The following is a 21,709-nucleotide window of genomic DNA, read 5'->3' as shown; positions in this document are numbered from 1 at the left end:
ATCCCCCATCAACGCACCACCAAAACAAGGAGTACGGCATGAAGCACAGCACCCGCCGCGCCGCCATCGTCGGCGCGGCCGCCGTGACGGCGCTCGTGCTGGCCGGATGTTCGAGCAGCCCGTCACCGAGCAGCTCGTCGTCCGCCAGCACCGACACCACGTCATCCAGCGCCGCCGCCCTCACCCCGGTCAAGATCCAGCTGCAGTGGGCCGTTCAGGCCCAGTTCGCGGGCTACGTCGAGGCCGTGAAGCAGGGGTACTACAAGGATCTCGGACTCGACGTGACGCTCGTCCCGGCCGGCAGCGACACCGTTCCGCAGGACCAGCTCGCCAAGGGCCTGGTGGACTACGCGGTCGCCTGGGTTCCCAAGGCGCTCGCCTCCCGCGAGGCCGGCGCGAAGATCACCGACGTCGCGCAGTTCTTCCAGCGCTCGGGCACGACACAGATCTCGTTCAAGGACAAGGGCATCACGACGATCGCCGGCCTCAAGGGCAAGAATGTCGGCAGCTGGGGCTATGGCAACGAATTCGAGCTCTACGCGGGCATGACCGGCGCCGGCCTCGACCCGGCCACCGACGTCAAGGTCGTCACCCAGGCGTTCGACATGAACGGATTCCTCTCCGGCGACATCGATGCGGCACAGGCGATGACGTACAACGAGCTCGCCCAGGTGCTCGAGTCGACGAACCCGAAGACCGGCAAGCTCTACACGCTCGCCGACCTCAACGTCCTGGACTGGTCGAACCTCGGCTACGGCATGTACCAGGACGCCCTCTGGGCCGACACCGCCAAGCTGGCCGGCGACACGGCATACCAGGACACCACCACCAAGGTCGTCGAGGCGACGGCCGAGGGCTGGATCTACGCCCGTGACCATGTCGCCCAGACCGCGGCCGATGTCGTCGCCGCCGGTTCGCAGCTCGGCCTCAGCCACCAGGAGTGGCAGACCAACGAGGTCAACAAGCTGATCTGGCCCTCGCCGGACGGCCTCGGGGTCATCGTCAAAGCGCAGTGGGACAAGACGGTCCAGATCGCCAAGAGCACCAAGAACGGCTCGGGCGACACGGTCATCAAGAACACTCCCGATGCCGACGCGTACACGAACACCTACGTCGACAAGGCGCTCGCCGACCTCAAGGCCAAGGGCCTCGACGTCACCGGAGCGGCCTATCAGCCCATCACCGTCACGCTCAACGCGGGCGGCAAGTAGGCGATTCGGCGACGGATTCCGCAGAGAGGCGACTTTCTGCGGGATCCGTCGCCCCAACGTGGTTCCCTGACCGGAAACGCGAGAGAATTCCAGCCGATGATGCGAAATCCGTTGCATCCATCGAAACCAGCACCGCCAGAAAGCCGTCCTCCCGTGCCTGAGCTCAACCCCGCCGACCAGCAGCTGACCTACGACCTCGACCGCGCCAACGTCTTCCATTCCTGGAGCGCCCAGGGCGAGCTGAACCCCATCGTCTTCGCGGGCGGCTCCGGCGTCCGTCTCTGGGACTATGTCGGCAGGCAGTACCTCGACATGTCCAGCCAGCTCGTCAACGTCAACATCGGCTACCAGCACCCCAAGGTCGTCGCAGCGATCAAGGCGCAGGCCGACATCCTCACGACGATCGACCCCAAGCATGCGAACCTCGCGCGCGGCAGGGCGGCCGAGCTCATCAAGGAGAAGGCCAACCTCAAGGGCGCCGGCTTCAGCAAGGTCTTCTTCACCAACGGCGGCGCGGACGCCAACGAGAACGCGATCCGCCTCGCGCGCCTGCACACCGGCCGCGACACCGTGCTGTCGACCTACCGCTCGTACCACGGCAACACCGGCGCCGCGATCGTCGCGACCGGCGACTGGCGCCGCGGCCCGAACCAGTACGCGCGCGGCCACGCCCACTTCTTCGGCCCCTACCTCTACCGCAGCGAGTTCTGGGCGGAGACCCCGGCCGAGGAGGCCGAGCGCGCCCTGCACCACCTCGAGCGCGTCATCCAGGCCGAAGGCCCCGACACGATTGCGGCGCTGCTGCTCGAGGGCGTGCCCGGCACGGCCGGCATCCTCGTGCCGCCGGAGGGATACCTGCACGGGGTGCGCGAGCTCGCGACGAAGTACGGCATCGTGCTCATCATCGACGAGGTCATGTCGGGCTTCGGCCGCACCGGCGAATGGTTCTCGTTCCACGGCCACGGCATCACCCCCGACCTCGTGACCTTCGCCAAGGGCGTCAACTCGGGCTACGTGCCGCTCGGCGGCGTCCTCATCTCTCCTGAGATCGCGGCGGCATTCGACACCCGGGTGTTCCCCGGCGGCCTCACCTACAGCGGCCATCCGCTCGCCACCGCGTCGGCTGTCGCGACGATCGAGGCCATGACCGACGAGGGCATCGTCGAGAACGCCAGGAGCCTCGGCGAGACTGCGATCGGGCCGGCCCTCGAGGCCCTCCAGGCGAAGCATCCGACGCTCATCGGCGAGGTGCGCGGCCTCGGGGCGTTCTGGGCCATGGAGCTCGTGGCGGACGCCGCGACGCGCGAGCCGCTGCCCGACGCCACGATGGCGGGCATCAGGGCGGGGCTGCTGGAGCGGGGCATCCTGCCCTTCGTGCAGAACAACCGCATCCACGTCGTACCGCCGCTCGTCGCCACGCCGTCGGACATCGCCGAGGCGTTCGTCGCCTACGACGAGGTGCTCGCGGCGCTCTGACCGCGTCGACATCCCCCGAATCGACCCTTCCTCGTCCTGAGAGGTCGATTCGGGGGATCTCGGGCGAAGGAATCCTGCCAAATAGACTCGTTCTTATGTCGGCGCGCGACGAGCTCATCGGGTACATCAAGGACCTCGCGGTCTTCCACGGCGACTTCACGCTCACCAGCGGCGCGCAGGCGTCGTACTACGTCGACCTGCGCAAGGTGAGCCTCGACCACCGCGTCGCGCCGCTCATCGGCCAGGTCATGCTCGACCTCATCGCTGATGTCCCCGGCGTCGTCGCCGTCGGCGGGATGACGATGGGGGCCGACCCCATTGCGGCGGCCATCCTGCACCAGGGCGCGGCGCGCGGCCGCGCCTACGACGCTTTCGTCGTGCGCAAGGAGCCCAAGGACCACGGCCGCGGCCGGCAGGTGGAAGGCCCCGAGGTCGGGGGCAAGCGTGTCATCGTGCTCGAAGACACCTCGACGACCGGCGGATCGCCCCTGAAAGCCATCGAGGCGCTGAAGAAGGTCGGCGCCGAGATCGCGGGTGTTGCGGTCGTCGTCGACCGCGCTACCGGCGCGAAGGAGGCCATCGAGGCCGAGGGCTACCCGTACTTCGCCGCCATCGGCCTCGCGGACCTGGGGCTCGCGTAGTGGCTGACGAGCGCGACGGAGAGCAGCCGGAGGAATCGAAGGCCGGCTTCACCTGGGGCATCAGGCCCCGGCAGGTGCAGCCGCCTGCCCAGTCCTTCGACGAGCTGCTCGCCGAGACCGAGACGCCCGCTCCTGCCGCCCCCCGACTGGCGCCGGTGGCGGTGCCGCCCATCGTTCCGCCGGTCGTTCCTCCGGTCGTTCCTCCGGTCCTTCCTCCGGTTGCGGTGCCGGTCATGCCTTCCGCTCCGACCAAGGCGTTCCGGCCGGTGCCGGAGCCGGAGATCCATGAGGTGCCCACCCAGCCCGTGGCCTCCTACGACCTGCCGACGCAGGCGTTCACGCCGGTCGACATGGCCGAGCAGAGCGAGTGGGACGAGATCTCGAACCTGCTCGGCGGCGCGCAGCCGGTCGACGTGGGGGACTCCGCCGAGCACGTCTTCGCGCCCGTGGCGACGGCGGCGACGCAGGTCTACCGTCGTGCGGCGGGCTCCGCCGCCGGTGCGAGCCTGGTTGCGACCGCGCGCGGCGCGCGGCGGGTCCCCTCCGGCGGTGGCGGATTGCGCATCCTGCTCTATGTTGCGATCGGCCTCGTTCTGGCGCTCGTGGCCATCGCCGCGTTCGCCGCCGGCCGCGCGGTGACCGGCAGCGGGGCGACGCCGGTCGAGCCCGGCGCGCCGGCGACGACCAGCTCGGCGCCCGCGACCCCGGCGATCCCCGCGACCGGCCCGCTGCCGGCCGGGACCTACGCCTACGACACCATGCGCGGCGGGGAGTGCCTCAGCACGTTCACGAACGCCTGGCAGAGCCGGTACACGGTCGTGGACTGCGCCGTCCCGCACGCCGCCCAGCTTGTCCTCAAGGCTGTGCTGCCCGCCGGGCAGTACACCGCGGCGTATCCCGGCGCGGACGTCCTGGCGACGGCCGTCGGCAAGCTGTGCGCGCGCTCCGGCGTGCTGCGCATGAGCGCCGCGGGCGCGTATCCCGACGTTCAGTTCGAGACGGCGTTCCCGCCGGATTCCACCGCCTGGGCCGCGGGCGACCGCAGCTACTACTGCTACGCCGACCTCGCCGACGGCAGCCGCCTGCTCGCCAGCATCCAGGGCCCCGGGCCGAAGCCCTAGAGCCCGCTCCGACGATTCCACCGGAAGGCGAGCCGACTGAGCAGCCGGCCGACGATCAGCCCCCCGCCGACCGCGGCGCGCCTGCCCGGGGACGTGCGCAGGTAGCGTGGCACCGTGTCCGAGCCTGAACCGTCGATCGAACTGTCGACGCGCGGCGTCGGGCCGTGGCCCGGCGGGCCGGATGCCTGGCCGCAGGGCGAGCAGTACGACCCGGTTCTGCTCGCGAGCGGCGACTCGCGCAACGTCATCGACGGGTACCGCTACTGGCGGCTCGAGGCGATCGTCGCCGACCTCGATCGGCATCGCCACCCGTTCCACGTCGCCATCGAGAACTGGCAGCACGACCTCAACATCGGCTCGATCGTGCGCAGCGCGAACGCCTTCCTCGCCGATTCCGTCCACATCGTCGGTCGCCGACGCTGGAACAAGCGCGGCGCGATGGTCACCGACCGCTACCAGCACATCGTGCACCACGACACGATCGAGGACCTCGCCGGGTGGGCGGTGCAGCGCGGAATCCCCGTCGTCGCGATCGACAACGTGCCGGGCAGCGTGCCCATCGAGACCTTCGCCATGCCGCGCGAATGCGTTCTGCTTTTCGGGCAGGAGGGCCCGGGGCTCACGGATGCCGCTCTCGCGGCGGCATCCGCGGTGGTCGAGATCACGCAGTTCGGCTCGACCCGGTCGATCAACGCGTCGGCGGCCGCGGCCATCGCGATGCACGCGTGGGTCGTGCAGCACGGCGTCCGGGTGTAGTGCTCAGGGGCGCGGCGCCCCGAACGCCTCGGCGATCCGGAGGACCTCGAGCTCGTCCAGGTCGAAGAGCACCGTCCCGTCGTCGATGCCCTGACGCGCGGAGTAGCTCTGCGCGCGCGGCGGGTGGTCGCCGTCGACGACGACGGTGACGAATCCGCCGCCGGCGACGGCGCGCTCGTGCCCGGCCGGGGCGAGCGAGTCGGTCGTGTTGGCCACCCCTGGCGCCACGACGACGGGGATGCCGTGGAACCGCTGGAACACCGGGTGGTGGTAGTGCCCCGAGAGGATGAGCGCGACGTCGGTGCCGACGATCGCTGCGGCGAGAGCGTCGGGATTGCGCAGCTCGAGCGCCTGCAGCAGCGGGGTCGACGCGGGAACCGGCGGATGGTGCATGACCACGATGGTTCCGCGCTCTGCGGGCGTGCCCAGCTGCTCGCGCAGCCAGTCGAGCTGGCCCGCGTCGAGCTCGCCGTAGCCCTTCATCGCGACCGAGGTGTCGAGCACGATGATGCGCCAGCCGCCCACGGTGACCACCCGTCGCCTCGCGCCGAGAACCTCGTCGAAGCCGGGGCCGTCGTGGTTGCCGTAGGCGTAGACGACCTCCCGGGCGCCGAGCCGCCGCGCCCACGGTTCGATTGCGGCCTGAAGAGCCCGGTAGGACTCCGCCGTGCCGTCGTCGCTGAGGTCGCCGCTGAGCACGACGACGTCGATGGCCCCGAGGTCGTCGGCACGGGCCAGGACGTCGTCGAGGGCGGCCCGGACATCGACGCGGCCGTAGTGCCGCTCATCCGGCGAGGCGAAGAAATGCGTGTCGCTGAGGTGCAGGATTCTCACGGCGTGTTCTCTCGCCAGCGCAGCGCAGGGATCGAGTCGACGAGGCGGTTGGCGTCCTGCCAGCCGAGCCCTGCTATGCCGAGCGCCGCGAGCATGACCAGCCGGTGGGCCCGCTCGGCCGGCATGAAGGTGCGGGTCGCCTCCTCGAGCACGCTCATCACGGCACCCTCGACGAGACGCGCGAGCATGCCGGGGTCGATGTCCTGGCGGAGCACGCCCTCGGTGACGCCGTTCTCGCAGAGCGTGCGCAGGTGGCGCCGCAGCGGTTCAAGCGCGCGGGCGACGAGGTCGCGGTGGGGGCCGCGGACGGCGAGATGGGCGAGGACGCGGACGTTGTCGACCTCCGCCCAGATGCGGGCGGCGTAGAGCGCGATCTCGACGCGCGGGTCGAGCGCGCTGGCGGGCTGGACGATGCGGTTGAGGCGGGTGGCGCCGCGCACGAGCATCTCTTCGAGGAGCTGATCGCGGTTGGCGAAGTGGCCGTAGAGGGTGCGGCGTGACAGCCCGGCCTGCTGTGCGATCGCCTCGAGGGAGGCATCCATGTCGTAGTTGAGCACGACGGCGGCCGCGTCGAGAATCGCCTCGTGGTTCGCGAACGCGTCTTTTCGGCGGGGCCGACCAGTGTGGAGCGGCGCCTCAGCGGCCATGGCGACAGGCTACGTGCTGCACACAAATGTGCAAGTAAATTCTGCGAAACGGATTCCGGATGGCGCCGGCTACGCCGAGCGCTTGTCCGCCGTCTGCACGTGGTGGCGGATCACCTCGGCGACGACGAAGTTGAACCACTTCTCGGCGAACTCGGGGTCGAGGTGGGCCTCCGCGGCGAGGCGGCGCAGGCGTGCGATCTGCTGCCTCTCGCGCTCGGGGTCCGACGGCGGCATCCCGTGCTCGGCCTTGAGCTCGCCGACCTGCTGCGTGTAGGCGAAGCGCTCGGCGAGCATGTGCACCAGCGCCGCATCGATGTTGTCGATGCTCTGGCGGATGCGCAGCAGGTTGGCGTACGCCTCGTCCTCGGTCATCGGTTCAGTCAACCAGGTCGTGGCGCACGACGATGGCGTCGCGCGCGGGCCCCACGCCGATCGCCGAGATCCGTGCACCGCTGAGCCGCTCGAGCGCGAGGACGTAGTCCTGGGCGTTGCGCGGCAGCTCGTCGAAGGTGCGCGCGGCGGAGATGTCCTCGGTCCAGCCGGGGAACTCCTGGTAGATCGGCTTCGCGTGGTGGAAGTCGCTCTGCGAGGCCGGCATCTCGTCGAACCGCACCCCGTCGACGTCGTAGGCCACGCACACCGGAATCCGCTCGATGCCGGTGAGCACGTCGAGCTTGGTGAGCACGAAGTCGGTGACGCCGTTGATGCGGGATGCGTAGCGCGCGACCGGTGCGTCGTACCAGCCGGTGCGGCGCCGGCGGCCGGTCGTCGTGCCGAACTCTTGGCCGTTGTCGACGAGGAAGTCGCCCCACTCGTCGAAGAGCTCGGTCGGGAACGGGCCGGCGCCCACGCGGGTGGTGTACGCCTTGACGATCGCGATGACGCGCTCGATGCGACCGGGGCCGATGCCGCCGCCGGTGACGGCGCCGCCCGCCGTGGCCGATGACGAGGTCACGAAGGGGTAGGTGCCGTGGTCGACGTCGAGCATCGTCGCCTGGCCACCCTCGAAGAGCACGTGCTTGCCCGCGTCCAGCGCGCGATTGAGCAGCAGTGAGGTGTCCGTCACGAGGGGTCGCAGCCGTTCGGCGTACCCGAGCAGCTCGGCCACGATCTCGTCGACCGTGATGGCGCGGCGGTTGTAGACCTTGACGAGGAGCTGGTTCTTCTGGAAGAGCGAGCCCTCGACCTTCTGGCGGAGGATGTTCTCGTCGAAGAGGTCCTGGACGCGCAATCCGACGCGGTTGATCTTGTCGGCGTAGGCCGGGCCGATGCCGCGGCCGGTCGTGCCGATCTGGCGCTTGCCGAGGAAGCGTTCGGTGACCTTGTCGATCGTGCGGTGGTACGGGGCGATGAGGTGCGCGTTGGAGGAGATGACGAGCTTGCTCGTGTCGATGCCACGCGCCTCGAGGCCGTCGATCTCCTCGAAGAGCACCTCGAGGTCGACGACGACGCCGTTGCCGATGACCGGGACGACGCCCTCGGTGAGGATGCCGCTCGGCAGCAGGTGCAGGGCGTACTTCTCATCGCCGATGACGACGGTGTGGCCGGCGTTGTTGCCGCCGTTGAACTTGACGACGTAGTCGATGCGGCTGCCCAGCAGGTCGGTGGCTTTGCCTTTGCCTTCGTCGCCCCACTGGGCGCCGACGATCACGAGTGCGGGCACCGGCCCAGTCTACCGGCGCGCTCAGGTCGTCGAGCGAGGCACGAGACGCGCTGCGGCGGCGCCGCGGCGGCTCACCACCCGCACGATGAGCTTGCGCACCTCGTCCACCCAGAGCACCGCCGACGCCATTGCCGCGCACACCACCCAGTGCATGAGATCGAGCGACGCGGTGCCGAAGGCCGGCTGCAGGAACGGCAGCTCCACGACGGCGATCTGCAGCGCCACGCCGAGCGTCGTCGCCGCCCACAGCCACCGATTCGCGAACAGCCCGCGGAACGCGCTCGCCGTGGCCGACCGCGCCGTGAACGCGGTCAGGAGAGCCGCGAACACGAGCGTGGTGTATCCCGCGGTGCGGGCCGTGGCGAGGTCGTCCTCGCCTCCGGGGATGAGCCCGCCGGGCAGGAACAGGTCGATCGTCGCGAGCGTCGCGACGGCGATCGTCAGCCCGATGGTCGCGATGCCGAGCCACATGGACCGGTCCACGGCGCCCTCGTTGCGCCCGCGCGGCGGGCGCAGCATGACATCGTCGACTTCGGGGTCGACCCCCATCGCCAGGGCCGGGGCGGAGTCGGTGACCAGGTTCAGCCACAGGATCTGCGTGGCGAGCAGCGGAGCGGCGGTGCCGCCGGGGTCGGCGGCTGAGATGCCGAGGACTCCGGCCAGTACGACGCCGAGGAACACCGTGAGCACCTCGCCCACGTTCGAGAACAGCAGATAGCGCAGGAACTTGCGGATGTTCGAGAAGATCACGCGCCCTTCGCGCACCGCCGCCACGATCGTTGCGAAGTCGTCGTCGGCGAGGATCATGTCCGCCGCTTCCTTCGTCACCTCGGTTCCGGTGCGGCCCATCGCCACGCCGATGTCGGCCGCCCGGAGCGCCGGTGCGTCGTTCACGCCGTCTCCTGTCATCGCCACCACGTCGCCCTCGGATTGCAGCGCATTGACGATCCGCAGCTTGTCCTCCGGGCTCACCCGGGCGAAGACGGATGCCCGCCGCACCGTCTCGACGAGATCGGCGGCGCTGAGGCCCTCCAGTTCGGCACCGGTCACCGCCCGCTCGCCGGGCCTGCCGATGCCGAGGTCGTCGGCGATGCGTGACGCGGTCCCCGGGTGGTCGCCGGTGATCATGATGACGCGGATCCCCGCACCCACCGCCTGCGCCACGGCGCGGCGCGCCTCAGGGCGGGGCGGATCGACTATGCCGACAGTGCCGAGGTAGACGAGGTCGCGCTCGTCCTGCTCGGACAGCGCTGCTCCGCGCCCTCCGAGCTCGGGGGCGTCACGGCGGGCCACCCCGATGGTCCGATACGCCTGCGCCGAGAGCCGCTCGGCGTCGTCCAGCACCGCGGAGCGCTCTGCGGCGCCGAGCGGCACAGTGCCGTCGCCGCGCTGCAGCCGCGAGCACCGATCGAGCAGCGCGTCCGGCGCGCCCTTGGCCGCGATGCGCATGCGGCCGCTCGAGCCGCGCAGTGCGACGGACATCATCTTGCGCTCCGAGCTGAACGGCACCTCGCCGATACGGGTGTCTTCGTCGGAATCCGCCTCGCCCGCAGATCGAGCGGCGAGCACGAACGCGGCGTCCGTCGGATCGCCCGTCGCCTCAAGGGACGATCCCGTGCCGCGCAGTTGCGCGTCGCTCGCGAGCGCGCCGGTGGCGAGCAGGGATCGCGTCGCCGGGTCGAGAGCCTCCAGAGTCGAATCGTCATCGAGGCGGACCTCGCCCGTTGCGGTCGCGACGACAGCGATCGCCATCCGGTTCTGGGTCAGGGTGCCGGTCTTGTCGGTGCAGATCGCCGACGCGGATCCGAGCGTCTCGACGCTGGAGAGCCTCTTCACGACGGCATTGCGTCGCGCCATGCGCCGCACGCCGAGCGCGAGCACGACGGAGAGGATGGCGGGCAGACCCTCGGGCACCGCGGCGACCGCGAGCGACACTCCGAGGAGCAGGATGGCGACCCATTCCGTCGGGGTCTGCGGGCGCGAGACGGCCGCGAGCGTCGCCATCACCACCACGGCGATGCCGACGACGACGCGTCCGAGCAGGGAGCCGAGACGGCCGAGCTCGCGCTGCAGGGGAGTGCGCTCGACAACGGTGGTGTCGAGCAGTGCTGCGATCGCACCCATCTCCGTGCGCATCCCGGTCGCTGTGACGATGGCGCGTCCGGTCCCGCGGGTGACGGCGGTGCCCCTGAACACCATGTCGTCGCGGTCACCGAGCGGAACGATCCGATCGAGCCGTTCGGCGTGTTTCGACACGGGTGCGCTCTCGCCCGTGAGTGCCGCCTCGGCGACGCGGAGCACATGCGCCTCGACCAGGCGCGCATCGGCACCGACCTGATCGCCCTCCGCCAGCAGCAGCACGTCGCCTGGCACCAGCTCGTCGGACACGATCGTGAGTCTCATGGCGTCGCGCAGCACCGTGGAGCGCGCCCTGGTCATCGTCGCGAGCGCAGCGACCGCGTTCTCCGCTTGAGCCTCCTGCGCGAGGCCGAGAGCGGCGTTCGCGACGATGATGGCGGCGATCACGATGGCTTCGACGGGCAGCCCCTGCGCACCGTCGATCGCCCACGCCGCGACCGAGATCGCGACGGCGGCGAGCAGCAGCACGATCAGGGGATCGCTGAGCTGGGCGAGCACCCTCCGCCAGAACGGCGTTCCGGAGCTTTCGCGCAGAGCGTTGGGGCCGACGGCAGCGAGTCGCCCGCGCGCCTCCTCGGCGGTGAGGCCGCGTTGCGGGTCCACTCCCAGCTCGGCTGCAACCGCGCCGGCGTCGCTCAGCGACGGATCGTCCGGTAGCGCGTAGGCCGGTCGCTGAGCGGGGGGCATGGTGCGATCCTTCCCGTCATCGGAGGCAGCCTCCAGGGCGGGAGCAGGAGGACTGCGGGGCGATGTCGCGTATCGAGTGCTACTTCGTGACGTCCCAGAGATGGTGGATGGGGTCGTGCAGCGCATACTTCGCGAGCGATTCGACGGTGAAGGCGCTGCCGTCGCCGCGGAATCCCATCCGGCCGAGTTCGCCGGAGTGCACCTGCGCGAGCGTGTCGGCGAAGGCGATGCCGGCGGTGGCGAGCTCGTCGGCGACCACGGAGGGATCCTGCGCGTTGTAGTGCTGCTCGATCGCCGTGGCGTCCTGGTTCCAGTTCGGGAACTGCGGGTCGACGAGCACGAGCATGAGCTCGAGCCGGGCGAGCATGATGCGGTAGACGTCGCGCACATGAGCCGAGTACTCGAGCGGCGACCACGTCGAGTCATCCGGCCGCATCGTGAGGCCCTCGCCTGAGAGCACCTGGCGGAACGCGGCGACGTTCTCGCGGACGTATCCCGGGATCTCGTCGAACGCGGTCGCGGTGGAATCGTAGCCGCAGTCGGGGCAGGGCTTCTCGAGGACCCAGGTCCAATTCTTGGTGTCGGGGACGATCGGCATGCGGCGACTCTACTGCGCGGCCGACGCCTGGCTACTGCCCGACGACCGCGCCGAAGTGCTCGGCGAGGGTGGCGCGGCTGGTGGCGCGCAGCTCCTCGAGGCCGACGGTGAAGACGTCCTGCACCTCGAGCACCGGCTGCTCGCCGACGACCGCATCGGTGACGCCGATGCGCAGCACGGGGTAGTTCCGGCCATCGCACAGGCCGCGGAACTTCACGTCGTCCTCACGGGCGACCGAGACGAGCGCGCGCCCGGTGGATTCCGAGAACAGCGCCGTCGTGGCATCCACCTCGTCGCGCTCTACGATGCCGTCGAGCCACACCCTGGCGCCGACCCCGAAGCGCAGCACGCCCTCGGCGAGGGTCTGCGCGAGGCCGCCGTCGGAGAGGTCATGGGCGGACGTGATGATGCCCTCGACCGCCGCGTTGTGCAGCAGGTCGGCGAGGGCCTTCTCGCGCCCGAGATCGACGCGGGGCGGCAGCCCGCCGAGGTGACCGTGGATCGTGCCAGCCCACGCCGAGCCGTCGAGTTCGAGCGCGGTGGTGCCGAGCAGGTAGAGGTTCTCGCCCGCATCCTGCCAGCCGGAGGGCACGCGGCGCGCGACGTCGTCGATGACGCCGAGCACCCCCACGACCGGGGTCGGGAAGATCGGCGTCGAGCCGGTCTGGTTGTAGAACGAGACGTTGCCGCCGGTCACGGGGATGCCGAGCTCGAGGCAGGCATCCGACAGCCCTTCGACCGCCTGCGAGAACTGCCACATCACCTCGGGGTTCTCGGGACTGCCGAAGTTGAGGCAGTCGGTGACGGCCATCGGCACCGCGCCCGTCGCGGCGACGTTGCGGTACGCCTCGGCGAGCGCGAGCTTCGCGCCCTGGGCGGGGTCGAGCAGGCAGAACCGCCCGTTCGCGTCGGTCGCGACGGCGACGCCGAGACCGGACCCCTCGTCGACGCGGATCATCCCGGCATCGTCGGGGAACGACAAGGCGGTGTTGCCGCCGACGTAGTAGTCGTACTGGTTCGTCACCCAGCTCTTGTCGGCGAGGTTCGGCGAGCCGAGGAGGGCGAGGAACTGCTCGCGGAGTTCTGAGCGGTCGGCTTCCGTCGAGGCGTCCGACCGCGGCAGTGACGCAGCGGAATCCGCCCGCAGTGCGTCGAGCCACACCGGGTATGCGACGGGTCGGTCGTACACCGGGGAGTCGACGGCGACGGTGCGCGGGTCGACGTCGACGATGCGCTCGCCATGCCAGTCGATGACGAGGCGGCTGTCGCCGGTGACCTCGCCGAGCACGCTCGCCTCGACGTCCCACTTGGCGGTGACCGCGAGGAACCCGTCGAGCCTGTCGGGGTGCACGACCGCCATCATGCGCTCCTGCGACTCGCTCATGAGGATCTCCTCGGCGGTGAGCGTCGGATCGCGCAGCAGCACGTTGTCGAGCGAGATGGCCATGCCCCCGTCGCCGTTGGAGGCAAGCTCCGAGGTGGCGCACGAGATGCCGGCGGCGCCGAGATCCTGGATGCCCTCCACCAGGTGGTCCTGGAAGAGCTCGAGACAGCACTCGATGAGCACCTTCTCGGCGAAGGGGTCGCCGACCTGCACCGCGGGACGTTTCGTCGGACCGCCCGACGAGAACGAGTCGGAGGCGAGGATCGACGCCCCGCCGATGCCGTCGCCACCGGTGCGCGCCCCGAACAGCACCACGAGATTGCCCACGCCGGTGGCGTTGGCGAGATGGAGGTCGTCGTGGCGCAGCACGCCCACCGCGAGGGCGTTGACGAGCGGGTTGCCCTGGTACACGGCGTCGAACACCGTCTCGCCGCCGATGTTGGGAAGGCCGAGGCAGTTGCCGTAGAACGAGATGCCGCCGACGACGCCGTGGACCACGCGGGCGGTGTCGGGATCGTCGACCCGGCCGAAGCGCAGCTGGTCCATGACCGCGACCGGGCGCGCGCCCATCGAGATGATGTCGCGCACGATGCCGCCGACGCCGGTCGCGGCGCCCTGGAACGGCTCGATGAAGCTCGGGTGGTTGTGCGACTCGACCTTGAAGGTCACCGCCCAGCCCTCGCCGATGTCCACCACGCCCGCGTTCTGACCCATGCCGACCATGAGGTGCTTCGTCATCTCGGGGGTCACCTTCTGCCCGAACTGGCGCAGGTAGTTCTTCGAGGATTTGTACGAGCAGTGCTCGCTCCACATCACCGAGTACATGGCGAGCTCGGCGCTCGTCGGGCGCCGGCCGAGGATCTCGCGGATCTGCGCATACTCGTCGCCCTTGAGGCCGAGGGCCTCGTAGGGCTGCTCGCGCTCGGGAGTGGCGGCGGCGCTCGCGACCGTGTCGAGTGGAACGGTTGGAACGGCGATCGCCGCCGCGTCAGCAGTCACCTGTCGATTCTAGGAGACGCGTCCGCGCGGCTCCCCGCAGCCGGCCCGGCCCGCGGCGAACGGTCAGCTCGCGATGTCCTTCGTCGTGAAGCGGCCGTAGGCGAGCGCGCCGAAGACGGCCAGGTAGCCGAGCTGCAGCCAGAGGTTGCTCAGGAAGGAGCCCCACTCGACCGGCGACCGCAGGACATCGGCGATGCCGAGCCAGTAGTGCGAGAAGAGCCAGGGGTGGATCCAGTCGAGTTGCGGCAGTGCGTCGACGACTTGCGCCACGGCGGCGAGCACGATCGTGGCCGCCATGGCGCCCACCGGCACGCTCGTCAGAGTCGAGGCGAAGAGCCCGATCGCAGCGAGGCCCAGCAGCGACACCGTCTCGTAGAGCGCCAGCAGCAGGATGCGCCCGCTGAAGCCCCAGAAGCCGACCTGCGACCCGGACAGCAGCGTGACCGGCCCGATGTGGAACAGGATCGCGCCGATGAGGCATCCGAACAGGGCGACCGTCAGCGTCGCGGCGATCGCGAAGGCTGCGCACGCAGCGTACTTGACCAGCAGGATGCGCAGCCGACCGCTCGGCGCGACGAGAAGGTAGCGCAGCGTGCCGAGGCTCGCCTCGCCCGCGATCGTGTCGCCGGCGACGACGGCGAGCGTCATCGGCAGGAACACGGGAATCGACACGGCGATCGCCGTGAACGCGACGAAGAGCCCGTTGTCGGTGATCGCGCCGATGAACGCCGGCCCCCGGCCGCTGCCAGCGCCCGCGACGCGCACCGCTATGCCGATGAGGACGGGCACCGCCGCGAGGGCGGAGAGCATCGTGATCGTGCGCCAGCGCCGGAACAGCGTCGCGAGCTCCGAGCCGAGCAGGGCCAGCGGGCGCACTGCCGCGGCGGTCGGGCCCGCGGTCTCAGCCTGCGACATCGAAGCCCTCCCCGGTGAGCGCGACGAAGCGGTCTTCGAGGCTCTCGCCGGTCGCGGCGATGCCGCGCACCCGCACTCCGGCGGCCACGAGCGCGGCGGTGAGGTCCTCGACGGCGACGCCATCGGGCAGCGCGGCCTCGACCCGGTCGGCGGCGGGAATCGACGGGGAGAGTCCCCGGCCGCGCAGCACGGCGGCCGCGGCATCCGGGTCCGCGGTGGTCACCGTCACCTCGCGCACGGCCTGCGATCTCAGCTCGTCGAGCGTGCCCGATGCGACGAGGGTGCCGGCGCGCATCACGGCGGCGTGCGTGCAGAGCTGCTCGATCTCTCCGAGCAGGTGGCTCGAGACGAAGACGGTCGTCCCGTCGGCGGCGAGGGCTCTGATCAGCGAGCGCACCTCGCGGGTGCCCTGCGGGTCGAGGCCGTTGCTGGGCTCGTCGAGGATGAGCAGTTCGCGCGGGCGCAGCAGCGCGTTCGCGAGTCCCAGGCGCTGCTTCATCCCGAGCGAGTAGGCGTGCACCTTCTTGGTTGCCGCATGGGCGAGGCCGACGCGCTCGAGGGCTGTGTCGATGCGGGCGCGTCGCGTGGCTGGAGCCGAGCGCGTGTCGGCTGCGTCGAATCGCACGAGGTTGTCGCGGCCGCTGAGGAAGGGATAGAACGCGGGGCCTTCGACGAGCGCCCCCACTCGCGGCAGCACCCGCTGGGCCGCTCGCGGCATCGGCTCGCCGAGCAGCTCGACAGTCCCGCTGCTCGGCGAGATGAGGTTGAGCATCATCCGGATCGTCGTCGTCTTGCCCGAGCCGTTGGGGCCGAGGAAGCCGTAGATCGAACCGCGGGGAACGGCGAGGTCGAGTCCGTCGACGGCACGCTGCGCGCCGAAGAGCTTGGTCAGGCCGGTGGCCCGGATGGCCGCCGCGCTCAACCGGCGACCGTCACTTGGCTGCGGCCTCGAGGGCCGCAAGAGGCACCGCTCCGGCGAACAGGCGGCCATCCGCGGTGACGAGCACCGAGACCAGCGCGGTCTGCAGGCCCTCGCCGCCCGCGACAGGCGTGAGCAGGCTGCCCGCCAGCGACGAGACGTCGGGCGCGGCGGAGCGGGTACCGGTCGAGGCGCCGAGCAGGGCCGAGCCGGTGCCGGCGGGCAGCTCGACGATCGTCGCCCAATCCGAGCCGGTGATCTTCGGCTTCGGCGCGAACGCCCCGAGGCCCTTCGGAGGGGCGGATCCACCGAGCCCCGACAGCAGTTCCATCGGCGTCAGCTGCGACACCGTCGTGCCGGCGGGCGGGGTGAAGTCGAAGACGGACGCCGCCGGGGCGCCGTAGGAGATCGAGGTGAAGGCCGTCGTGAACGCCGGAGCCGACTGGCCGCGAGCGTAGACCGCCGCCGACAGCGGCAGCCCGGTGAAGGCGTCCACTGCGAGGGTCGTGTGGTCGACGAGCGTTGCCGAGGTCTTCGGCGTGAGGGTCAGCGAGTAGACGGCGCGGCCTGCGACTCGATCGCTCGTGGAGACCGTGAGCGTGGTCGACGGCGTGATCGCCGCGATCAGCTTCGCCGCCGCCTGCGCGGGCGTCAGGGCGGTGCCGCCGGGCAGGGCGTCGGGATGCGCAGCGGAGGAGGCATCCGACGAGAGCTGCAGATGCGCGGCCGAACCGGCCTGCGAGTCGTACTCCCAGAGGCTGGTGCCGTTGTGGATGAGGTCGGTCTCGGCCCACGAGCCGAGCAGCTGGAGGCGCTGCTTCTCCGGGCCGTCGACGAAGACGCGGGCGGTGTGCGACGCGGTGAGGAACGATGCCCACGAGCTCAGCGACGAGCCGCCCAGCGAGATGCCGGTCGCCGATTGAAGCGAGCCGAGATCGGGCAGCCCGAGGTCGGAGGACTCCTGCACGGTTCCCGAATAGGCCGCATGCTGGCTGCCGCCGATGAGGGCGATCAGCTGGGCGGGCGTCTTCGACGGCAGAGTCGGGTCGGCATTCGCCATTGCGGGAATCGTCACGGCGGCCGCGATCATGACGGGCGCGACCATGGCCGGCAGCCAGCGTAGGACCTTGTTCATGCGCCCCAGGCTAGACGCGGTTGCTGGGGGCGGAGCCGGAAATACTCCGAGAGGATGACGAGCATCGTCCGGGAAGAGGCGGACGTCCGCTCGCCGGGTCGGGCTACGCGGCGAGTACCGCTCGCAGCGCGCTCTCGAAGAAGACGAGGCCGTCGACGCCGGAGCGCATCCGCTCGTCGGTGTCGGGGCCGAAGCCGGGCTCGGTGGCGTGCTCGGGGTGCGGCATGAGGCCGACGATGTTGCCGCGCTCGTTGGTGAGGCCGGCGATGTCGTGGAAGGAGCCGTTCGGGTTGAGGCCCGCGTAGCGGAAGGCGACGAGCCCCTCGCCCTCGATGCGCTTCAGGGTCTCCTCGTCGGCGATGAAGCCGCCGTCGGCGTTCTTGATCGGGATGACGATCTCCTGGCCCGTGACGAAACCGTTCGTCCAGGCGGTGTCGACGTTCTCGACGACGATGTGCTGGTCGCGGCGGATGAAGGAGCCGTGGTCGTTGCGGATGAGGCCGCCGGGCAGCAGGTGCGCCTCCACGAGCACCTGGAAGCCGTTGCAGATGCCGAGCACCGGCATCCCGGAATCCGCGGCCTGGACGACCTCGGTCATGATCGGCGCCATGGCGGCGATGGCACCGGCGCGGAGGTAGTCGCCGTAGGAGAAGCCGCCGGGCAGCACGAGCGCGTCGACGCCGCGCAGGTCGTGGTCGGCATGCCAGAGCGCAACGGCCTCGGCGCCGGCGCGGCGCACCGCCCGCTGGGCATCCCGGTCGTCGAGCGAGCCGGGGAAGGTGATGACGCCGATGCGCATCAGGCGGTCACGCCCGCCGCGACGCGCACACCGACGACGTCCTCGATGACGCCGTTGCTCAGCACATCGGCGGCGATCGAGCGCACGCTCTCGAGCAGCTCCGGGGTGACCTCGCCGTCGACGGCGAGCTCGAAGCGCTTGCCCTGCCTGACCTGGAACTCGCCGCGGCCGGCGCGGCGCAGGGCGCCGGCGATGGCCTTGCCCTGCGGATCGAGCAGCTCGGCCTTCGGCATGACTTCGACGACGATCACGGACACGCTGCGCTCCTTGCGGCGATGGGGCGAGGGGATTCCTCGAGTCTACCGGCCGCGACGGATCCGCCCCGGGTTGCCGCTGGGGAGGGCTTCGCGCGTTGCGCAGGGCGCGGCGATCGGCACTCTCGTCACCTCGGAGCGAAGCCCTGCGCGAGGAAAGTTCCGTGACGTTCAGGCGCCGTTAACCCCGGGGCCCGCTTCCGGTTCAAGGCCGCCCCATAGCGTGTCGGCATTAACCCCGGGGAGGACCGTGTCGCCGCGCACTGTCGAACTCGCGCCTGAGCATGCGCGAGGCGTCAGCGTATTCCCGGCGGCGACGGCGATGGTGTGGCCCGGCGCCGGGGCGAGCACCGCGGTGGCGGTGCCAGGGGTGCGCCTTGCGCCGGGCGATGTGCTCGTGCGCGTCGAGCTCTCGACGGTGTGCCCCATCGACGTGCGGATGGCGCAGGGCGGGGAGTCCGCCGCGCCGCCGCTCGTCCTCGGCCACGAGGCGGTCGGTGTCATCGAGGCGTTCGGCGAAGGCGGCGCGCGCTCCTCGGCCGGCAAGAAGCTCTCGCTCGGGCAGCGCGTGGTCTGGGCCCGGGAGGTGCCGTGCCGGCACTGCGCGCAGTGCCGCCGGGGCGATCCGGGTGCCTGCGTCGCCGCGGTGCGGTACGGGCACGAGCGGATGCGCCGTGGCTTCGAGCTCAGCGGCGTGTTCGCCTCGCACATCCACCTGCGCGCCGGCACGGCGATCGTTCCCGTCCCGCGCGATGCGCCCGCGGCGGTGCTGGCGCCCGCGAACTGCACCGGCGCGCTCGCGATAGCGGCACTCGAGGCGACCGCCGAGACCGGCCCGATCGCGGGCGCCATCCTCGTCGTCGACGGCGCCGATCTGCTCGCGCTCACGGCCCTCGCGATGGCGAAGGACGCCGGCGCGACGGTGATCGCGCGCTCGACCGACGCCGAAGCCCGTGTCCGGGCGCTCAACTGGGGTGCCGACGCCGCGGCCGTGCCGGGCGCCCACCCGGACTCGCCGCTATCGCTGGAGTGGGCGATCCGCGGACTCGCCCGGCGCAGCGCCGACCACCGCGTGCTTGCGCTCGACGAGCACGGCCACGCCCTGCCGCGCCACCTCGAACTGGCCGCCGGCTATCTCGCGGATTCCTGGCACCGCCACCCCTTCGGAGCCGTCGTCGCGGAGCCGCTGCCCCTGGCTCAGGTCGATCGCGCCGTCGCGCTCGCCGCGACCCCGGATGCCCCGCTGCGTGTCGCCGTGACCCCGTGAACGTCGCACCCGCTGAGTGAGCGCGCGGCGTCACGCAGCCGCACGAGTCCATCGCCCGCCGACGCGGTCGCAGCCTCAGCCTGCTGGAGACCTATGCGGTGAGCCGCTCGACGAGCTCGCGGTATTTCGCCGCCGTCTGCGCGACGATCTCGGCGGGCAGCTCGGGCGGGGTTCCCCGGTTGTCCCAGTGGGCGGAGAGCCAATCGCGCACGATCTGCTTGTCGAAGCTCGCCATGCGCGCCTGGGGGGTGGCGGCGGTCTCCCAGACGAGGCCGTCCCAGTACCGGCTCGAATCGCTGGTGAGCACCTCGTCGGCAAGGGTCACCGTGCCGTCGGCATCCGTGCCGAACTCGAATTTCGTGTCGGCGATGATGAGCCCCTTGGATTCCGCCAGCGCGGCGGCCTTCCCGTAGATCCGCAGTGAGAGCGCGCGAAGCCGGTCGGCGGCCTCGGGGCCGATGTGATCGACGAGCTGCTCGAAGGAGATGTTCTCGTCGTGCTTGCCCTGCGGCGCCTTCCAGGCCGGGGTGAAGATCGGTCCGGGCAGTCGATCGCCATTGCCGAGACCGGCGGGCAGCGCGACGCCGCACACGCTCTGCGAGGCCTGGTACTCGGCCCAGCCGCTGCCGGCGAGGTAGCCGCGCACCACGCACTCGACGGGGAACATCTCGAGCGGCGTGACGATCATGGCGCGGCCCTTGACCGCGTCGGGCACCCGGTCGAGCCCGCCGGGCACGAGGTGGTTGGGGATGTCCTCGAGCTGTTCGAACCACCACAGCGAGAGCCGGGTGAGGAGTTCGCCCTTGCCGGGGATCCCCGGCGAGAGGATGTGGTCGAACGCGCTCACCCGATCGCTCGCCACGATGAGCAGTTCCGGGGCATCGGCGGTCGTCGAACCCGCCGGGATGTAGAGCTCGCGCACCTTGCCCGAGTAGACGTGCGTCCAGCCGTCGATCGCCGCGGTCATGTCGCCACCTTCTTCGCGATGTCGGTGCGGTACTGGCCGCCCTCGAGCCCGATCCTACCCATCGCCTCGTACGCGCGCGCGCGGGCCTCGGCGAAGTCGGACCCCAGCGCGACGACGTTGAGGACGCGGCCGCCGGTGGCCACCAGCGCCTCGGTCGCCCACGAGTCGCCGACGGTCCCGCGCACGGTGGCGATGTCGGTCGCCGCATGCAGGATGCTCACCTCGGGGACCGCGGTGGCGGCATCCAGCCCGGTCACGGGCCGCCCGGTGACGGGCGCCTCTGGATACCCCTCGCTCGCGAGCACGACCGCGACGGCGACGTCGAGGGCGAAGTCAGGGCGCGGCACGTCGCCGAGACGGCCCGTCGCTGCGGCGTAGAGCAGTCCCGAGAGGGGCGTGACGAGTCGGGCGAGCACCACCTGAGTCTCCGGGTCGCCGAAACGCGCGTTGAACTCGATGACGCGCACCCCGTTCGGGGTGATGACGAGGCCGCAGTAGAGCAGGCCGATGAACGGCGTCTGCTCGGCGGCGAGCCGGCGCACGGTGGGCAGTGCCACGTCGCGGACGATCTCGTCGACGAAGGTCTCGGGCAACCACGGCAGCGGGGAGTAGGCGCCCATGCCGCCGGTGTTGGGCCCCGCGTCGCCGTCGAGCAGACGCTTGTAGTCCTGCGCGGGGCTCAGCGGCAGCACGTCGTGGCCGTCGCTGAGCAGGAAAAGCGACACCTCGGGGCCGTCAAGGTACTCTTCGACGAGCACCGGGCCGTACTCGAGCCAGCGCCTGGCATGGGCGACTGCGGCGGCGCGGTCGGCGGTGACCATGACCCCCTTGCCGGCGGCGAGGCCGTCGGCCTTGACGACGTAGGGCGCACCGAACTCGTCGAGGGCGGCGATCGCCTCGTCGAGCCGGTCGGCTTCGGTTGAGCGCCCGGTCGGCACCCCCGCCTCGGCCATGATCCGCTTCGCGAACGCCTTCGACCCCTCGAGCGCGGCAGCCGCCTTGCCGGGGCCGAACACGGCGATGCCGCGCTCGCGCAGGGCATCCGCGACGCCAGCGACGAGCGGCGCCTCGGGCCCGACCACGACGAGGTCGACGCTCTGGTGGATCGCGTATTCGACGACCGCGGCGGGGTCGGTCGCGTCGAGTGGGACGCACCGCACCTCGCGGCCGATGCCGGCGTTGCCGGGGGCTGCGACGATGTCATGATTCTCGTCTTCGCCGAGCAGCGACCTGACGATCGCGTGCTCGCGTGCTCCCGAACCGAGGACGAGGATCTTCACTCGTTCCACAATAGAGG

20 protein-coding genes are annotated in these 21,709 nt (G+C 70.9%); 6 read left to right on the top strand and 14 right to left on the bottom strand.

The annotated features are described in order from the left end of the window. Positions 1 to 38 precede the first annotated feature (38 nt). From M7D61_RS06435 to M7D61_RS06415, 5 genes are all read left to right on the top strand, one after another. Positions 39 to 1,211 carry an ABC transporter substrate-binding protein gene (locus M7D61_RS06435; protein WP_298228732.1) on the top strand — a complete coding sequence of 391 codons (1,173 nt, stop codon included), beginning with the start codon at positions 39 to 41 and terminating at the stop codon, positions 1,209 to 1,211. Between the two features lie 153 nt (positions 1,212 to 1,364). Next, positions 1,365 to 2,687 carry an aspartate aminotransferase family protein gene (locus M7D61_RS06430; protein WP_298228730.1) on the top strand — a complete coding sequence of 441 codons (1,323 nt, stop codon included), beginning with the start codon at positions 1,365 to 1,367 and terminating at the stop codon, positions 2,685 to 2,687. A gap of 95 nt (positions 2,688 to 2,782) precedes the next feature. Further along, on the top strand, positions 2,783 to 3,328 hold the full coding sequence (pyrE, locus tag M7D61_RS06425; protein ID WP_298228728.1) for an orotate phosphoribosyltransferase: 546 nt from the start codon (positions 2,783 to 2,785) through the stop codon (positions 3,326 to 3,328). Next, positions 3,328 to 4,449, top strand: coding sequence for a septum formation family protein (locus M7D61_RS06420; protein ID WP_298228726.1), 1,122 nt, complete (start codon positions 3,328 to 3,330; stop codon positions 4,447 to 4,449). Before pyrE ends, M7D61_RS06420 begins: the two co-directional genes overlap by 1 nt. Positions 4,450 to 4,563: 114 nt before the next feature. Continuing rightward, the gene (locus M7D61_RS06415) at positions 4,564 to 5,205 is read left to right on the top strand and encodes a TrmH family RNA methyltransferase (RefSeq protein ID WP_298228724.1); all 642 of its coding nucleotides are present in this window, start codon (positions 4,564 to 4,566) and stop codon (positions 5,203 to 5,205) included. Between the two features lie 3 nt (positions 5,206 to 5,208). Here M7D61_RS06415 and M7D61_RS06410 read toward each other — a convergent pair whose 3' ends face one another. From M7D61_RS06410 to M7D61_RS06355, 12 genes are all read right to left on the bottom strand, one after another. Next, positions 5,209 to 6,039, bottom strand: a complete 831-nt coding sequence (locus M7D61_RS06410) for a metallophosphoesterase (protein WP_298228722.1) — start codon at positions 6,037 to 6,039, stop codon at positions 5,209 to 5,211. Further along, on the bottom strand, positions 6,036 to 6,686 hold the full coding sequence (locus tag M7D61_RS06405; RefSeq protein ID WP_298228721.1) for a TetR/AcrR family transcriptional regulator: 651 nt from the start codon (positions 6,684 to 6,686) through the stop codon (positions 6,036 to 6,038). Before M7D61_RS06405 ends, M7D61_RS06410 begins: the two co-directional genes overlap by 4 nt. A gap of 69 nt (positions 6,687 to 6,755) precedes the next feature. Beyond that, positions 6,756 to 7,058 carry a chorismate mutase gene (locus M7D61_RS06400; protein WP_298228719.1) on the bottom strand — a complete coding sequence of 101 codons (303 nt, stop codon included), beginning with the start codon at positions 7,056 to 7,058 and terminating at the stop codon, positions 6,756 to 6,758. A gap of 4 nt (positions 7,059 to 7,062) precedes the next feature. Further along, the gene (locus M7D61_RS06395; protein ID WP_298228717.1) at positions 7,063 to 8,349 is read right to left on the bottom strand and encodes an adenylosuccinate synthase; all 1,287 of its coding nucleotides are present in this window, start codon (positions 8,347 to 8,349) and stop codon (positions 7,063 to 7,065) included. 21 nt (positions 8,350 to 8,370) lie between these two features. Next, positions 8,371 to 11,175, bottom strand: a complete 2,805-nt coding sequence (locus tag M7D61_RS06390; RefSeq protein WP_298228715.1) for a cation-translocating P-type ATPase — start codon at positions 11,173 to 11,175, stop codon at positions 8,371 to 8,373. A 79-nt stretch (positions 11,176 to 11,254) separates the two neighbouring features. Next, positions 11,255 to 11,773, bottom strand: a complete 519-nt coding sequence (locus M7D61_RS06385) for a DinB family protein (protein ID WP_298228713.1) — start codon at positions 11,771 to 11,773, stop codon at positions 11,255 to 11,257. Between the two features lie 31 nt (positions 11,774 to 11,804). Then, on the bottom strand, positions 11,805 to 14,156 hold the full coding sequence (gene purL / locus M7D61_RS06380) for a phosphoribosylformylglycinamidine synthase subunit PurL (protein WP_298228712.1): 2,352 nt from the start codon (positions 14,154 to 14,156) through the stop codon (positions 11,805 to 11,807). Positions 14,157 to 14,219: 63 nt separating this feature from the next. Further along, positions 14,220 to 15,071, bottom strand: a complete 852-nt coding sequence (locus tag M7D61_RS06375; RefSeq protein WP_298228710.1) for an ABC transporter permease subunit — start codon at positions 15,069 to 15,071, stop codon at positions 14,220 to 14,222. After that, positions 15,058 to 15,993, bottom strand: a complete 936-nt coding sequence (locus tag M7D61_RS06370; RefSeq protein ID WP_298228708.1) for an ABC transporter ATP-binding protein — start codon at positions 15,991 to 15,993, stop codon at positions 15,058 to 15,060. The genes M7D61_RS06375 and M7D61_RS06370 overlap by 14 nt, the downstream gene beginning before the upstream one ends. Before the next feature lie 10 nt (positions 15,994 to 16,003). Next, positions 16,004 to 17,125, bottom strand: a complete 1,122-nt coding sequence (locus M7D61_RS06365; RefSeq protein ID WP_298228706.1) for a DUF2092 domain-containing protein — start codon at positions 17,123 to 17,125, stop codon at positions 16,004 to 16,006. A 103-nt stretch (positions 17,126 to 17,228) separates the two neighbouring features. Next, complete coding sequence (purQ, locus tag M7D61_RS06360; protein ID WP_298228704.1) at positions 17,229 to 17,924, bottom strand: phosphoribosylformylglycinamidine synthase subunit PurQ; 696 nt, start codon at positions 17,922 to 17,924, stop codon at positions 17,229 to 17,231. Continuing rightward, positions 17,924 to 18,181 (bottom strand): phosphoribosylformylglycinamidine synthase subunit PurS, encoded by a 258-nt coding sequence (locus M7D61_RS06355; RefSeq protein ID WP_298228702.1) that lies wholly within the window; start codon positions 18,179 to 18,181, stop codon positions 17,924 to 17,926. The genes purQ and M7D61_RS06355 overlap by 1 nt, the downstream gene beginning before the upstream one ends. 247 nt (positions 18,182 to 18,428) lie before the next feature. Here M7D61_RS06355 and M7D61_RS06350 point away from each other — a divergent pair, with 247 nt between their 5' ends. Continuing rightward, positions 18,429 to 19,445: an alcohol dehydrogenase catalytic domain-containing protein gene (locus M7D61_RS06350; protein WP_298228701.1), complete on the top strand. Its 1,017-nt coding sequence runs from the start codon at positions 18,429 to 18,431 to the stop codon at positions 19,443 to 19,445. A gap of 91 nt (positions 19,446 to 19,536) precedes the next feature. On the opposite strand, the gene M7D61_RS06345 is transcribed toward M7D61_RS06350, so the two are convergent. Next, positions 19,537 to 20,412, bottom strand: coding sequence for a phosphoribosylaminoimidazolesuccinocarboxamide synthase (locus M7D61_RS06345; protein WP_298228699.1), 876 nt, complete (start codon positions 20,410 to 20,412; stop codon positions 19,537 to 19,539). Beyond that, on the bottom strand, positions 20,409 to 21,692 hold the full coding sequence (purD, locus tag M7D61_RS06340; protein WP_298228697.1) for a phosphoribosylamine--glycine ligase: 1,284 nt from the start codon (positions 21,690 to 21,692) through the stop codon (positions 20,409 to 20,411). The genes M7D61_RS06345 and purD overlap by 4 nt, the downstream gene beginning before the upstream one ends. Between the last annotated feature and the right edge of the window lie 17 nt (positions 21,693 to 21,709).

Source organism: Gryllotalpicola sp., assembly GCF_027352875.1.
Lineage (GTDB): Bacteria > Actinomycetota > Actinomycetes > Actinomycetales > Microbacteriaceae > Gryllotalpicola.
This window is presented reverse-complemented; position numbering and strand designations above follow the sequence as displayed.